The following is a 14,235-nucleotide window of genomic DNA, read 5'->3' on the forward strand; positions in this document are numbered from 1 at the left end:
CGGAGTGTTGCGTCGGCAATCGGCCCCGGTGGACTGGCGCAATATGACAAGGCGGCGGGACAGGTCACCCGGCTTCTGTGTACACTTGTTTCCCGCGAACACAGCAAGGCAGGGCAGAGATGGCGGAGCGACAACGGCGCAGGCCGGGCGAGACCCGGGAAAAACTCATGGGCGCCGCCTTGGAACTGGTGGGCAAGGGCCGGCACTTTGCCAGCCTGGGCATACGGGAGGTGACCCGGCAGGCGGGGGTGGTGCCCACGTCGTTCTACCGGCACTTCCGGAACATGGACGACCTGGGTCTACAACTGGTGGACGAGCTGGGCCTGGTGCTCCGGCGCATGATGCGGGAAGCCCGGGCCAACGTGCTGCAGGCGGATAAGTTGATCGAGGAGTCCGTGGGGATCTTCACCGCCCACGCCCAGGCCAACCGCAGTTTCTTTCTGTTCATGGCGCAGGGGTTGGCCGGGGAGAGCCGGGCGGTCCAGGACGGTATCCGAGGCGAAATGCGCTTCTTTGCCAGCGAGCTGGCCAACGATCTGCGCCGGCTGCGGCTGGTGGATCACCTGAACGACGGCGACCTGGACCTGACCTGTGATCTTGTGGTGCGCACCGTGGCGTTCAGCCTGACCGACCTGCTTAGCATCGCTCCGGATGACGACTACCAGATCGGCCAGGTGCGCCAGCGCACTACCGGTTTTTTGCAGATGATTTTCGTGGGCGCCGCCCACTGGCAGCGACCGGAGGCTTAGGCTTGGGGGCCTTCGTGGAACGGCGGCGGGCGCTGGGTTTGTCCAGGCTCCCGGGGGCCTCACCCACACTGGCGCCGTTGCCCTTTCGAACGGGCGCCACCACCAGTTGCTCCAACTCGTCCAGCGCTTCCCCGGTGTAGACTGCCAGCTTCTGCATACTCGGCAGGGTATCCCGGCAGCCGGTAAAGCCAAAGTTCAGGGACCCGTTGTAGCTCAGGCAGGTGATATTGAGCGCCCCGCCGTGGGCGATCAGCGATACCGGGTACATGGCTTCCAGCTTCGCGCCCTCGTAATACAGCGTGTGCTCCGGCCCGGGTACGTTGGAGATGGTGACGTTGAACACCGGCCGCATGCGCCCGCCCATGCCGGACATCAGTTGCAGGATGTACGGCGACATCAGCAACATGGTGTACTGGTTGAGGGCGCTTTTGGGCAGTTTCTGCAGATGCTCCTTGGCCCGGCGGGACGACGCCTTGATGCTTTGCAGGCGGCTCAGCGGATCGGGCTCGTCGGTGGCCAGGGAGGCGATCATGAAGCTGATCTGGGTGCCGGTGCCTTCGTCGTCCGCCGGCCGGATGTTCACGGGAATGCCGGCAGTCAGCGGCTGGTCCGGAAGCTCGCCCTGTTCCAGCAGAAACCGGCGCAGGGCGGTGCCGCACAGGTACAGCACAACGTCGTTCAGGGAGCCTTGGGAGGCCTTGGCCACCGCTTTCAGGCGATCCAGCTGGTAATGCTGGGTGGCGAGGCGGCGCTGGCCGGTGACCCGGTGGTTGAGCATGGACTGGGGGCCGGTAAACGGGGCCGTCAGGCCATCTTCCGGGTGGCGCACGGAATGCACCAGACGGTTGCCCGCCTGCCACAGGCGCGGCGCCATGTCCGCCTGGAGTTTGAGGGCGTCCATGGCCTGGGAGAGCGCGGCAGGAATGCTGGCCTCCCGGTCGGATTTGCTGCCCCGGCGGCTTTCCGGGCGCACCGTCCAGGGCGGCGGCATGTGTCGGCGGTCCGGATCGGTGGTCAGTACCCGCTGCATGAGGCGGACGCCGCTGATGCCGTCGATCATGCAGTGGTGCATTTTGGTGTACAGGGCAAACCGGTTGTTTTCCAGCCCCTCAATCACGTGGCACTCCCAGAGCGGGCGGGCCAGGTCCAGCGGATTGGAGTGCAGGCGGCTGACAAGCACCCCCAGTTCCCGCTCTCCGCCGGGCCGGGGCAGGGCGGAGTGGCGTACGTGATAGTCCAGGTCGATGGCTTTATCCTCGACCCAGTAGGGCGCGATCAGCCGGCGCAGAAAGCCCGGCCAGGCGAGCTTGTAGCCCCAGGGTGCGGCGACATCGCCGGCGGCTTTCATACGCTCGACCATGTCGCGCAGAAAGGTTTCGGGAGCGTCCTCGGGCAGCGAGAAAATCTGCAGGTTACCGACGTGCATCGGGGTATCTTCAGATTCCACTGCCAGCCATGAGGCATCCAGTGTTCCCAGACGTTTCATTCCTTGATTCACTCCACCAATAAAAGACGTTAATAACGAGCCTACAAGTATACTGATAACCGACCCGCCACACGATCATGGGGATGCTAAAGTGTCGGGTTGTTAACGACCCAAACAGCAGACGGAGGCACTCATGCAGTTCCTGAATGGCATTACCCTGCTCCTGGTGTACCAGCTTGTGGGTGAGATCATCGTCAGGCTGCTGGGTGTGCCCATCCCCGGGCCGGTACTGGGCATGGTCATGCTGTTTCTCACGCTGATGGTGCGTGGGGCGGTTCCCGCGGCGCTGGATCAGGCCTCCGGTGCCCTGCTCAGTCACCTGTCCCTGCTGTTTGTGCCCGCCGGCGTTGGCATGATGGTGCATTTCCACCGTATCGCCGCGGAGTGGGTTCCCATTACGCTATCGCTGCTGTTGAGCACCGCCATTACCCTGGTGGCGACGGCGCTGATCATGCAGTTCACCACCCGGTGGCTGGTGCGGTCCCCCGAGGCGGACGACGCCGAACAGGGAGGGCGCCCGAATGCCTGAGACCGGCCTGAAGAACATCTGGGTGTACCTGTCGGCGACGCCGCTGCTGGGGCTGACCATCACGCTCGTGGCCTATGGGCTGGCGTACCGGCTTTACCTGCGCAGCCATTCCAACCCGCTGCTGAACCCGGTGGTCACCTCGGTGGCGCTGCTGATCGCTCTGCTGATGCTCACCGGCACGTCCTACGACGACTATTTCGAGGGCGGCCAGTTTGTGCACTTTCTTCTGGGTCCGGCCACGGTGGCGCTTGCGGTGCCGTTGTACCAGCAGTTCTCCCGGCTGCGGCGGCTGTGGCTGCCGGTGACCCTTTCCCTGCTCAGCGGCGTGGTGATTGCCGCCGGTAGCTCCGTGTGGCTGGCCCGGCTGTTCGGCGGCTCCCTGGAGATCCAGCTGTCGCTTGCACCGAAATCCGCCACCGCGCCGGTGGCCATGGGCATTTCCGAGAAAATCGGCGGGCTGCCGTCGCTGACGGCGGTGCTGGTGGTGATTACCGGCATTACCGGTGCGGTGCTGGGCACCAAGCTGTTCGACTGGTTTCGGGTGAAGGACGATACGGCCCGGGGCATCGCCATGGGCGTGGCGGCCCACGGCATTGGCACGGCACGGGCGTTCCAGGTCAGCCCGCGCATGGGGGCCTTTTCTGGCCTGGCGATGGCCCTCTCCGCGTTTGCCACGGCGGTTATCGTTCCGCCCATGGTGGACTGGCTGCAGGGGTGGTTCTAGGCCCCGAACCCCGGGTTCGGGGCGGCGCCCCTCGTCACTCTTCGTCCGGCGGCGACGGGCAGTGGTATTCCTCCACCACGGTGCCGTCGTCCACGCTTTCCAGGTGCACGTCAAAACCCCACAGCCGGTGCACGTGGCGAATCACCTCGGCGGTATCTTCCCCCAGTGGCACGCGATCCACCGGAATGTGCCGCAGGGTCAGTGATCGGTCGCCACGCACGTCCACGTTCCACACCTGAATGTTCGGTTCCCGGTAGCTGAGGTTGTACTGGCGGGCCAGCTTCTCCCGCAGCGGCCGGTAGCCCGGGTCGTCGTGGATGGCGGTGATGGTGTAATGGTCTTCCTGATCGTCGTTCTCGATGGCGAACAGCTTGAGATCTCGCATCACCTTGGGCGAGAGGAACTGCTGGATGAAACTCTCGTCCTTGAAGTTGCGCATGGCGAAGTGCAGCGTCTCCAGCCAGTTGGAGCCGGCGATGTCCGGGAACCAGGCCCGGTCCTCGTCGGTGGGTTTCTCACAGATGCGGCGCAGGTCGGTGAAGATGGAAAAACCCAGGGTGTAGGGGTTGATGCCGGAGTACCACGGGCTGTTGAACGGCGGCTGGTACACCACCGCGGAATGGCTTTGGAGGAACTCCAGCATGAAGCCGTCGTTGACCAGGCCCTTATCGTACATCCGGTGCAGCAGGGTGTAGTGCCAGAAGGTGGCCCAGCCCTCGTTCATCACCTGGGTCTGGCGCTGGGGGTAGAAGTACTGGCCGAGCTTGCGCACGATGCGGATGATCTCCCGCTGCCAGGTTTCCAGCAGGGGCGCGTTCTTTTCGATGAAGTACAGCAGGTTCTCCTGGGGCTCCTCCGGGAAGCGCTTCTTCTGGTGCGCCCGATCGTCGGCGTCCTCCGGCCGGGGAATGGTGCGCCAGAGGTCGTTGATGCGCCGCTGCTGGTACTCTTCACGCTCCTTCTGCCGGCGGATTTCTTCCGTGGCGGAAATGGGCGCCGGCCGCTTGTAGCGGTCCACGCCATAGTTCATCAGGGCGTGGCAGGAATCGAGGATTTCCTCCACCGCGTCCACCCCGTGACGCTCCTCGCACTCGGCCACGTAGTTCCGCGCGAACACCAGGTAATCGATGATCGCGCTGGCGTCGGTCCAGGTGCGGAACAGGTAGTTACCCTTGAAGAACGAGTTGTGGCCGTAGCAGGCGTGGGCAATCACCAGCGCCTGCATGGTCAGGGTGTTCTCCTCCATCAGGTAGGCAATGCAGGGATTGGAGTTGATGACAATCTCGTAGGCCAGGCCCATCTGGCCCCGCTGGTAGCCCTTGGCCGTACTCAGGAACTGCTTGCCGAAGGACCAGTGGTGATACCCCACGGGCATACCGACGGAGCTGTACGCGTCCATCATCTGCTCGGCGCTGATCACCTCCACCTGGTTGGGGTAGGTGTCCAGCCCGAACTCGGCGGCACACTTGGCGATTTCCTCGTCGTACCGCTGGATCAGTTCGAAGGTCCACTCCGAGCTGGTGGATATGGGCGCCTCGGCGCGGCCCTCCGGGTTCTGAGTGTCGGGATGATCGGCAATCTGGCTCATGCGGCTTTCCTCTCGAACAGCTGGCGGAACACCGGATAGATTTCCCCCGGGTCGGCGATCTGCTGCATGGCAAAACTTTCGGGGAAGCGCTCCAGGATTTTCTCGTACTCGTACCAGAGCATCTGGTGGTCCTGGGGCGTGATTTCCACATAGGCGTAATACTGCACCAGGGGCAGCAGGCTCTCGGCCAGCAGCTTGCCGCACACCGGGGAGTCGTCGTTCCAGTTATCGCCATCGGAGGCCTGGGCGGCGTAGATGTTCCACTCCGAGGGCGGATAACGGGATTCGATGATCTTCTGCATCAGCTTGAGCGCGCTGGAGACAATGGTGCCCCCGGTCTCCCGGCTGTAAAAGAACTCCTCCTCATCCACTTCCTTGGCGCTGGTGTGGTGGCGGATGAAGACCACTTCGATCTTCTTGTAGTTCTTCTTCAGGAACAGGTAGAGCAGGATGAAGAAGCGCTTGGCGATGTCCTTGTGCATCTGGGTCATGGAGCCGGACACGTCCATCAGGCAGAACATCACGGCGCTGGTGGCCGGTTTGGGCTGCTTGACGTGCTGCCGGTAGCGAAGGTCGATGTCGTCCAGGAACGGAATGCGCCGGACGTTGGCTTTCAGCCGGGCAATTTCCGCCTCCAGCGCCTGGATCTGGTCGTCGTGGCTGAAGGCGGCGTCCAGGTCTTCCGGGGCCTCCTTCAGGGCCGCCAGCTCCCGTTCCAGTTCACGGATCTTGCGCTTGCGGGCGCCGCCCAGGCCCAGCCGGCGCGCATGGGCGCCCCGCAGGGAGCGCACCACGTCCAGCTTGGCGGGCACGCCCTGGCTGGTGAACCCCGCCCGCACGTATTTGAAGGCTTCCGTATCCCGCAGTTTCTTGCGGGCCAGGTTGGGCAGGGCCAGGTCGTCAAACAGGAATTCCAGGAATTCCTCCTGGGTAATCTGGAAGGCGAACTCGTCCATGCCTTCGCCGTCCGGGCTGGCCTTGCCCTGGCCGCCGCCCTGGCCACCGCCGCCCTGGGGCTTGGCGACGGTGTCCCCGGCCACAAATTCCTTGTTGCCCGGGTGGACCATCTCCCGGCGCCCGCCCTGGCCGTGATGGAACACCGGTTCGTCAATGTCCCGGGTCGGGATGCTGACTTTCTCCCCCCGCTCAACATCGGTGATAGAGCGTTTCTGCACCGCTTCGGACACCGCCTTCTTGATGTGGTGCCGGTAGCGGCGCAGGAACCGTTCCCGGTTCACCGCGCTCTTGTTCTTGCCGTTCAGTCGTCGGTCGACAATGTGGGTCATGCCCATACCACTGCTCCTCCAGCGCCCGTCAGACGGGGCTTAGTGCGACTTGCGAACCCGCAGGTACCACTCGGCCAGCAGCCGGACCTGCTTCTCGGTATAGCCTCGCTCGACCATGCGCTCGACGAACTGCTTGTGCTTCTTCTGGTCTTCCTGACTGGCTTTGGGGTTGAAGGAGATCACCGGCAGCAGGTCCTCGGTGTTCGAGAACATTTTCTTCTCGATCACGCTGCGCAGCTTTTCGTAGCTGAGCCAGGACGGGTTCCGGCCCTGATTGTTGGCCCGGGCCCGCAGCACGAAGTTGACCACCTCGTTGCGGAAGTCTTTCGGGTTGGAGATGCCCGCCGGCTTCTCGATTTTTTCCAGCTCGTCGTTGATGGACCCCCGGTCGAGGATCTCGCCGGTTTCCGGATCCCGGTATTCCTGGTCCTGGATCCAGAAATCGGCGTAGGTCACGTAGCGATCGAACAGGTTCTGGCCGTACTCGCTGTAGCTCTCCAGATAGGCCGTCTGGATCTCCTTGCCGATGAACTGCACGTAGTGGGGCGCCAGGTATTCCTTGATGAACCGGAGGTAGCGTTCCTGCTGCTCCGCCGGGAACTGCTCCTGCTCAATCTGCTTCTCCAGCACGTACAGCAGGTGCACCGGGTTAGCGGCGATTTCGGTGGTGTCGAAGTTGAACACCTTGGACAGGATCTTGAACGCGAAGCGGGTCGAGAGGCCATCCATACCTTCCATGACGCCGGCGGCGTCCCGGTATTCCTGGATCGACTTCGCCTTCGGGTCGGTGTCCTTGATGTTCTGGCCGTCGTAGACCTTCATCTTGGAGAAAATGCTGGAGTTTTCAGGTTCCTTGATCCGGGAGAGCACCGAGAACTGCGCCAGCATGTCCAGGGTGTCCGGGGCGCAGGGGGCGCCGGCCAGGGAACTGTTGGTGAGCAGCTTGCGGTAGATCTGGATCTCCTCGGTGACCCGCAGGCAATAGGGCACTTTGACGATGTAGACCCGGTCAAGAAAGGCCTCGTTGTGCTTGTTGTTGCGGAAGGTCTGCCATTCGGATTCGTTGGAGTGGGCCAGGATGATGCCGTCAAAGGGCACCGAACCCATGCCTTCGGTGGTGTTGTAGTTGCCTTCCTGGGTGGCGGTCAGCAGCGGATGGAGGACTTTGATCGGCGCCTTGAACATCTCGACGAACTCCATCAGCCCCTGGTTGGCCTTGCACAGGCCGCCGGAGAAACTGTAGGCGTCCGGATCATCCTGGGAGTAATCCTCCAGCATGCGGATGTTCACCTTGCCCACCAGGGCAGAAATGTCCTGGTTGTTGTCGTCGCCGGGCTCGGTCTTGGACACGGCGATCTGATCCAGCACGGACGGGTAGCGTTTGACCACCCGGAACTGGCTGACGTCGCCGCCAAACTCGTGCAGGCGCTTGACCGCCCAGGGCGACATGATGGAGTGCAGGTAGCGCCGGGGAATGCCGTATTCCTCTTCCAGGATCTGGGCGTCCTCGGACGGGTCAAACAGGCCAAGCGGCGATTCGTTCACCGGTGAGCCCTTGATGGCATAGAAGGGTACCTTCTGCATCAGCGACTTGAGCTTTTCCGCCAGGGAGGATTTGCCGCCGCCCACGGGGCCGAGCAGGTACAGGATCTGTTTCTTTTCCTCCAGGCCCTGGGCGGCGTGGCGGAAGAAGGACACGATGTTTTCCACGGCGTCTTCCATGCCGTAGAACTCGGAGAATTCTGGGTAGCGTTTGATGACTTTGTTGGAAAAGATGCGGGACAGGCGCGCGTCCCGTGAGGTGTCCACCAGCTCGGGTTCGCCGATGGCAATCAGCATTCGTTCGGCGGCGGTCGCGTACGCCGATGGGTCCTTTTTGCAGATCTCCAGGTATTCCTCAAGGGAGTATTCTTCCTCCTGAGTCGCTTCATACCGGTTCTTGAAGTGCTGCAGTATGCTCATAGATGGCCCCTCGCTCGCTCTGGTTCAGCCTGTTCAGTTCACGCACGTTCCCCGTTGCGGTACCCCCGCGCATGGGCGGTGGCTTTTCTGGTTATGGGTGGAAGAGATGGAGATTTACAAGGCGCCGGGGAGGCAACGTAATCCCCGGCGCTCTCACCTGAGCTTAGTTCAGGTTCAGGGGCTTGGACAGTGGGCGAGTGGTTAAGGTTCATTAAATTGTGTTAGCGCCGGTTACCGTCGCGTGAGCCGGAACACGCTCTCAGACGCCCCCTCCAGGCCCCGGCGCTTGGCAAAGGGATGGTCCCGGCCGAGGCGGTTGGTGAGCACGTGCTCCACATCGAAATCCAGGCCGTAAAGCTCGTGCACTTCGTCGTTGGAGACGTTGAACGGCGGCCCCTTGATCTGGGTGTCGTAGTCCAGGGTGATCAGCAGGATGCGCACGTTCTCCGGCAGCACCGCGCTCAGGTGCTCCACGTATTTCGGGCGCATGTCCGGCGGCAGCGCGATCAGGGCGGCCCGGTCGTACACCAGGCGAATGTGTTGAAGGTCCGGGGGCGCGAGCTGGAAAAAGTCGCCGCACCAGATCTGCAGGTCGTCGTGCACAAAGCGGGTGAAGGGCTCGCCGGGGGACACGCGGGCTTTCTCCTGCGCCTCCTCGAAAAAGTCCTTGCAGGCGATCTCGCTCAGTTCCACCCCCAGCACAGGATGGCCCCGGTCGTGCAGCCACCACATGTCCCGGGCCTTGCCGCACAGCGGCACAAACACCGCCTCGTGGTCTGTGCCGGCCAGCTCCGGCCAGTGCTCGTGCAGGTACTGGTTGACGGTGCCTTCGTGAAAGCCGATTTCGTTCTTGGCCCAGCGCTCGTGCCAGAATGCGTGTTCCATAACCGCGCACCTCCGTTTGGACGTTTGTTTCAGTCTACCTTACTCTGTCTCTCCCTGAGCCTGGAGATCAACATGAACGCCGTATTCCTTGATGCACTGACCCTGGGTACCGACGTCGACCTCGGCCCCATCGAAACCGTGACCGGCGGGCTGACCCGCCACGATCGCACCGATCCGTCCCAGGTGCTGGAACGCCTGGCGGGCTTCGACACGGTGCTGACCAACAAGGTGGTGCTCACCCGTGCCCACTTCGAGGCCAACCCGCAGCTGAAAACCGTGGCGGTGGTGGCCACCGGCCTCAACAACATTGATCTGCCCGCCGCCCGGGACCACGGCATCAAAGTGCTGAACGTGACCCAGTACGGCCGCTCCACCGTGGCCCAGCACACCCTGGCGCTGATCCTCGCCCTGGCCATTCGCCTGCCGGATTATCAGAAGGACGTGCGGGACGGGCGCTGGGCGAAGAGCGACATGTTCTGCCTGATGGACCATCCGATCATGGAGCTCGAAGGCAAGACCCTGGGCATCGTTGGCTATGGCGACCTGGCCCAGGGCGTGGCCGAGCGGGCCCGGGCGTTCGGCATGAACATCGTGCTGGGCTGCCGCCCCGGCCAGGAGCCGGGCATCGTCGACGGCTATCCCAGAATCCCGCTGGAAGAGCTGCTGCCCAAGGCCGATGTGTTGTCCCTGCACTGCCTGCTGACCGACGACACTCGCAACCTCATTGGCGCCTCGGAACTGGCCCGCATGAAACCCCATGCGCTGCTGATCAACACCAGCCGCGGCGGCCTGGTGGATGAGCAGGCTCTCGCGGACGCGCTGCGAGCCGGCACCATCGGCGGCGCCGGTTTCGACGTGCTCACCGAAGAGCCGCCCCGCAACGGCAACCCGCTGCTGGCCGATGACATCCCCAACCTGATCCTCACCCCCCATTCCGCCTGGGCCAGCCGGGAAGCGCGCCAGCGCATCGTGAACATCACCGCGGATAATCTGGCCGGCGTGGCCTGAGGACCGCTGTGGCCGGCGCACCCGGGAGACCAGCCCCGGTGCGCCTCTGCGGGCTGCGCCCCAGCCTCACCCCCGCCCCTCCGCCCTGAAAAACCCGCCCCGGTATGACGCGGCGCTTGCCGGCGCCGCCGTACACTGCGACGACTCCAACAATAACAACAGGATGTCGCCGCATGTTACGAACCACGCTGGTAGCTGTGTTCTGCTTCTCTGTTTTCAGCTTCAGTCCATTGGCCCTGGCTTTTGAGCCCGGTGAACTGCTCATCTGGATCAACGCCGATAAGGGCGCAAAGGGGCTTGCCGAGGTGGGCGAGCGGTTCACCCGGGATACCGGTATTCCGGTGCGGGTCGAGACCCCCAAGGATCTCACCGCCGAATACGATCACGTGGCCTACTCCGCACGCGCCCCGGACATTGTGATCTGGCCCCACGACCGGTTTGGCAGTTGGATCAACGAGGGTTTCCTCGCGGAGGTGACGCCATCTGACGAGGTGCGCCAGGCGATCGCCCCATTTGCCTGGCGATCGGTGTCGGTTGGGGACCGTACCTACGGTTATCCCATCGCCGTGGAGGTGGTCAGCCTCCTGTACAACCGCAACTTGATCGACACGCCTCCAGACACGCTGAAGGAGTTGGCCGCTATCGATCGCCGTCTCCGTGCGCGGGGTGCACGGGCTATCGCCTGGGATTTCCGGAACGTTTACTTCAGCTGGCCGGTTGTTGCCGGCTCCGGCGGCTACAGCTTTGGCCTTGCCAACGACGCCTATGATCTGGCCGACGTTGGCGTGGCCACCGACGGTGCCGTGGCGGCGGTGGCCGGCATCCGGCGCCTGATGGACCAGGGGGTGCTGGAGCCGGAGGACGATTACGGCCGAATGATGACGGGCTTCAAGGAAGGCCGTATCGCCATGATCATCAACGGCCCCTGGGCCTGGAGCGAGATCCGTGACGCCGGTATCCCGCTGGGCATCGCCAATGTGCCCACCGCCACCGGTGCCCCCGGGCGCCCGTTTGTCGGGGTACTGGCGGCGGGTATCAGCGAGGTGTCGCCCAACCGGGAGGCTGCCCGTCGCTTTCTCGAAGACTACTTGCTGAGCGATGCCGGCCTGAACACGGTGAACAACGACAAACCGCTGGGCGCCGTGGCGCACCTCGGCGTGATGGACACCCTCGGCGAAGACGCGCTGATCCGGCACACCTTCGAGTCGGCAAGCCGGGGTGAGATGATGCCGAACGTGCCGGAAATGAAGCGGTTTTGGAGCCTGATGACCAATCGGTTCGAACGCATGCTGGTCGATGGAGAACCTGTCCGCGAGACGCTCCTCAAAGCCGCGACCCGCCTGGAGCGGCTGGACCAGCTGCGGGGCTGGACCCGCCGGCACTACGTTGTGGACGCGGTGGCAGCCCCCGAGGATGCAGAATGAAGCGCCTGCCCTGGCAGGTCTGAGCAAGGAACTGGCCTGTGGACTCGGCCAGTTTCGCTCCCTCCCTGGGGTGTTCCCGTTCCGGCCATTCCAGTTGCATCACAGTGGTGCTTGCCCGGATCGCTGATACACTGGGGAAAACGACTGGCAACAGGACAGACCGTGGCGTCATTTCAATTAAAACAACGGCTGCAGGCCGCCGAAGACTGGATTCTGGCCAACCCCAACCCACCGAGTCTCTGGCCGTGGACCTGGCTGTACAAGGTTGGTCGGTCGGTGTATGCGCTGGTTCGGGATGTGATCAGCGGGCAACTGACCCTGCACGCTATGAGCCTGGTCTACACCACGCTGCTGAGCATTGTGCCGCTGCTGGCCCTGAGCTTTTCGGTGCTCAAGGCGCTGGGGGTGCACCAGCGGATGGAGCCGTTCCTGTACCAGTTCTTCCAGCCGATGGGGCCGGAGGGCGCCGACCTGGCGGAGAAAATCCTCGGCTTCGTGGACAACATGAAGGTGGGGGTCCTGGGGTCCGTGGGCCTGGCGCTGCTGGTGTATACCGTGGTCTCCCTGGTCCAGAAAATCGAACGGTCGTTCAACGTGATCTGGCGGGTGCCGGACATGCGCTCGCTGTCCCAGCGCTTCAGCAACTATCTGAGCGTGATCATGGTGGGCCCGCTGCTGATGGTGTCGGCCATCGGCATCACCGCCACCATTTTCTCCTCCGACGTGGTGCAGGCCCTTATGGCCATTGAGCCGTTTGGCTCGCTGATTCTGATCATTAGCCGGTTTACCCCGTTTTTCCTGGTGGTAGGGGCATTCACCTTCGTCTACGTGTTTATTCCCAACACCCGGGTAAAGCTGCGCTACGCGTTCATCGCCGGGCTGGTGGCCGGGGTGTCCTGGCAGGCGGCCGGCATGCTGTTCGCCTCCTTTGTGGCCGGCTCGTCCAAATACGCCGCCATCTATTCGAGTTTTGCCATCGGCATCATCCTGTTGATCTGGACCTACCTGAACTGGATGATCCTGCTGCTTGGCGCCAGCCTGGCGTTCTACCTGCAAAACCCGGGCTCCGTGGCCAAGCGTAGCCGGGTGCAGATGTCCCCGGAGTTGCAGGAGCGGGTAGCGCTGGCATTGATGTGGCTGGTGGCCAAACCCTTCAGCCGGGGCGAGCCGGCGCCCCAGCAGGAGGCGCTGGAGCATCGCATGCGCATCCCCGGCGAAGTCACCCGGCTGGTCAGCGACAAGCTGATCCGGGCCAAGCTGCTGTCCCTGGCCGGCAAACAGGGCGACCAGTTGGTGCCGGGGCGGGCCCTGGATTTGATCACGGTGTCTGACATTCTCGCCGTGGTGAGGGAAGACGAAGACCGGCTGGTGACGCGGCTGCCCTCGGTGGTTCCCAAGGGGCTGCTGCGCCACCCCAGGGACCAGGCCTCAGAAACCCTCGCGACGCTGCTTCGGGCGGAGCAGGCTGATACCGCCGATCAAGGCGAGGCTACGACGCCGGCCCGCTCTGAAGCATCTGTTTGAGCGCACTGCGAACCTGGCTGATCTGCTCGGGACTGAGCTGGATCAGCCGGGCCATATCCTCCTCCCCGAGGTTGCGCTGATGCGCCACGCGCAGCACTTCCCGGCTGGCCATAACCATCCCGTCGACCAGTGGCGCGTGGGTCTGTTTCGGGGACGGGCGCTCGGCGGCCAGTAACATCGCGTGGTAGCGCGGTGGCAGGTTCCACTCCGCGGCCAGCAACTGGCAAAGATGCCATTGGTGGCGAGCAATGGCGACCCGGACGACCGCTGGTTCGGGCTCCGTGGTCGCGCCGGCGGTCCGGGTAATGCGCAAAAGCTCCCGGCGCAGGGTCATGTAGGCGAGGGCGGGCATCAGGCCCACCAGGAAGTGGGCGCTGGTGTCCTCGCCCCGGTACCGGGCGATCAGTTCGGCGGCCTTGCCACAGGCCAGCCCCCAGCGCCAGCAACGCTGCGCGAATAGGGCTTCCCGGCTGTTTCGGGCGGACATCATCGGGCGCATGATGGCGGCGGCGATGACGTTGCGAATGCCGTTCATGCCCAGCAGGAACACCGCCTGATCCACCGATTCGATGCGATGATCCCCGTGCCGGAAAAACGGGCTGTTGGCCATCTGCAGCAGTTGATCGGTCAGCGCCGGGTCCTGCAGGATGATCTCCGCCATGGTCTGGCGGCCGGTGTTGTCATCGGACAACGCCCGCATCAGCATGGGTAGCGTCATGGGCTGGCGGGGCAGTTCTTCCAGTTGGCCGTTGAGCAGGCGCTGGTCCAGCAGGCCAAGGGCCGGATCGGTGCCGGCGGCCGGATCGCTGAGGGCGGTTGGGGTGGTGTCCAGGAGCCAGCTGAACAGGTGATTTTCAAGCTGCTCGGCGAGGTCTGTGTGCAACGATTCCGGACCGGACGCGCTGGCGTTCATCGGGTTGAGCAACCGGGTCTCCGGAGCGGACGATGCCTGTGACTTGCGGCCAAATTGCTTCGATACCCAGGCAAACAGTCCCGGCATTCCACGCCCCCCAGCGCCCGTCCGTCTAACGCGTGACTTCAACACCGGGAGTATAGCCATCGTCTACGGA

12 protein-coding genes are annotated in these 14,235 nt (G+C 63.6%); 6 read left to right on the top strand and 6 right to left on the bottom strand.

Annotation, left to right across the window (positions count from 1 at the left end):
• Positions 1-119 precede the first annotated feature (119 nt).
• A complete protein-coding gene (locus tag V3388_RS02740; protein WP_336365983.1) occupies positions 120-749 on the top strand; it encodes a TetR family transcriptional regulator in 630 nt (209 codons plus the stop codon).
• Here V3388_RS02740 and V3388_RS02745 read toward each other — a convergent pair.
• Positions 688-2,235: a WS/DGAT/MGAT family O-acyltransferase gene (locus tag V3388_RS02745; protein WP_336365984.1), complete on the bottom strand. Its 1,548-nt coding sequence runs from the start codon at positions 2,233-2,235 to the stop codon at positions 688-690. The two genes, V3388_RS02740 and V3388_RS02745, sit on opposite strands and share 62 nt — an antisense overlap.
• A gap of 133 nt (positions 2,236-2,368) precedes the next feature.
• Between V3388_RS02745 and V3388_RS02750 the strand changes: the two genes are divergently transcribed.
• Together V3388_RS02750 and V3388_RS02755 are read left to right on the top strand one after the other, a co-directional pair.
• Positions 2,369-2,764 carry a CidA/LrgA family protein gene (locus V3388_RS02750; RefSeq protein WP_336365985.1) on the top strand — a complete coding sequence of 132 codons (396 nt, stop codon included), beginning with the start codon at positions 2,369-2,371 and terminating at the stop codon, positions 2,762-2,764.
• Complete coding sequence (locus V3388_RS02755; RefSeq protein ID WP_336365986.1) at positions 2,757-3,488, top strand: LrgB family protein; 732 nt, start codon at positions 2,757-2,759, stop codon at positions 3,486-3,488. Before V3388_RS02750 ends, V3388_RS02755 begins: the two co-directional genes overlap by 8 nt.
• A 34-nt stretch (positions 3,489-3,522) precedes the next feature.
• Here V3388_RS02755 and V3388_RS02760 read toward each other — a convergent pair whose 3' ends face one another.
• From V3388_RS02760 to tmpT, 4 genes are all read right to left on the bottom strand, one after another.
• Complete coding sequence (locus V3388_RS02760) at positions 3,523-5,076, bottom strand: SpoVR family protein (RefSeq protein ID WP_336365987.1); 1,554 nt, start codon at positions 5,074-5,076, stop codon at positions 3,523-3,525.
• A complete protein-coding gene (locus V3388_RS02765; protein ID WP_336366455.1) occupies positions 5,073-6,362 on the bottom strand; it encodes a YeaH/YhbH family protein in 1,290 nt (429 codons plus the stop codon). Before V3388_RS02765 ends, V3388_RS02760 begins: the two co-directional genes overlap by 4 nt.
• A 39-nt stretch (positions 6,363-6,401) precedes the next feature.
• Positions 6,402-8,324 (bottom strand): PrkA family serine protein kinase, encoded by a 1,923-nt coding sequence (locus tag V3388_RS02770; protein ID WP_336365988.1) that lies wholly within the window; start codon positions 8,322-8,324, stop codon positions 6,402-6,404.
• 231 nt (positions 8,325-8,555) lie between these two features.
• The gene (tmpT, locus tag V3388_RS02775; RefSeq protein WP_336365989.1) at positions 8,556-9,209 is read right to left on the bottom strand and encodes a thiopurine S-methyltransferase; all 654 of its coding nucleotides are present in this window, start codon (positions 9,207-9,209) and stop codon (positions 8,556-8,558) included.
• Positions 9,210-9,281: 72 nt separating this feature from the next.
• Here tmpT and V3388_RS02780 point away from each other — a divergent pair, with 72 nt between their 5' ends.
• From V3388_RS02780 to V3388_RS02790, 3 genes are all read left to right on the top strand, one after another.
• The gene (locus V3388_RS02780; RefSeq protein ID WP_336365990.1) at positions 9,282-10,217 is read left to right on the top strand and encodes a D-2-hydroxyacid dehydrogenase; all 936 of its coding nucleotides are present in this window, start codon (positions 9,282-9,284) and stop codon (positions 10,215-10,217) included.
• Between the two features lie 173 nt (positions 10,218-10,390).
• Complete coding sequence (gene malE, locus V3388_RS02785) at positions 10,391-11,641, top strand: maltose/maltodextrin ABC transporter substrate-binding protein MalE (RefSeq protein ID WP_336365991.1); 1,251 nt, start codon at positions 10,391-10,393, stop codon at positions 11,639-11,641.
• A gap of 162 nt (positions 11,642-11,803) precedes the next feature.
• Positions 11,804-13,165, top strand: a complete 1,362-nt coding sequence (locus V3388_RS02790; protein WP_336365992.1) for a YihY/virulence factor BrkB family protein — start codon at positions 11,804-11,806, stop codon at positions 13,163-13,165.
• Here V3388_RS02790 and V3388_RS02795 read toward each other — a convergent pair.
• Positions 13,131-14,165, bottom strand: a complete 1,035-nt coding sequence (locus V3388_RS02795) for an HDOD domain-containing protein (protein WP_336365993.1) — start codon at positions 14,163-14,165, stop codon at positions 13,131-13,133. The genes V3388_RS02790 and V3388_RS02795 overlap by 35 nt on opposite strands.
• Positions 14,166-14,235: the final 70 nt, after the last annotated feature.

The organism is Marinobacter sp. C2H3, assembly GCF_037080155.1.
In the GTDB taxonomy this organism is placed as follows: Bacteria; Pseudomonadota; Gammaproteobacteria; order Pseudomonadales; family Oleiphilaceae; genus Marinobacter.

Coding starts and splice junctions, on each gene's coding strand:
- V3388_RS02740 (WP_336365983.1), top strand. CDS start 120: ATGGCGGAGCGACAACGGCGCAGGCCGGGCGAGACCCGGGAAAAACTC.
- V3388_RS02745 (WP_336365984.1), bottom strand. CDS start 2,235: ATGAAACGTCTGGGAACACTGGATGCCTCATGGCTGGCAGTGGAATCT.
- V3388_RS02750 (WP_336365985.1), top strand. CDS start 2,369: ATGCAGTTCCTGAATGGCATTACCCTGCTCCTGGTGTACCAGCTTGTG.
- V3388_RS02755 (WP_336365986.1), top strand. CDS start 2,757: ATGCCTGAGACCGGCCTGAAGAACATCTGGGTGTACCTGTCGGCGACG.
- V3388_RS02760 (WP_336365987.1), bottom strand. CDS start 5,076: ATGAGCCAGATTGCCGATCATCCCGACACTCAGAACCCGGAGGGCCGC.
- V3388_RS02765 (WP_336366455.1), bottom strand. CDS start 6,362: ATGACCCACATTGTCGACCGACGACTGAACGGCAAGAACAAGAGCGCG.
- V3388_RS02770 (WP_336365988.1), bottom strand. CDS start 8,324: ATGAGCATACTGCAGCACTTCAAGAACCGGTATGAAGCGACTCAGGAG.
- tmpT (WP_336365989.1), bottom strand. CDS start 9,209: ATGGAACACGCATTCTGGCACGAGCGCTGGGCCAAGAACGAAATCGGC.
- V3388_RS02780 (WP_336365990.1), top strand. CDS start 9,282: ATGAACGCCGTATTCCTTGATGCACTGACCCTGGGTACCGACGTCGAC.
- malE (WP_336365991.1), top strand. CDS start 10,391: ATGTTACGAACCACGCTGGTAGCTGTGTTCTGCTTCTCTGTTTTCAGC.
- V3388_RS02795 (WP_336365993.1), bottom strand. CDS start 14,165: ATGCCGGGACTGTTTGCCTGGGTATCGAAGCAATTTGGCCGCAAGTCA.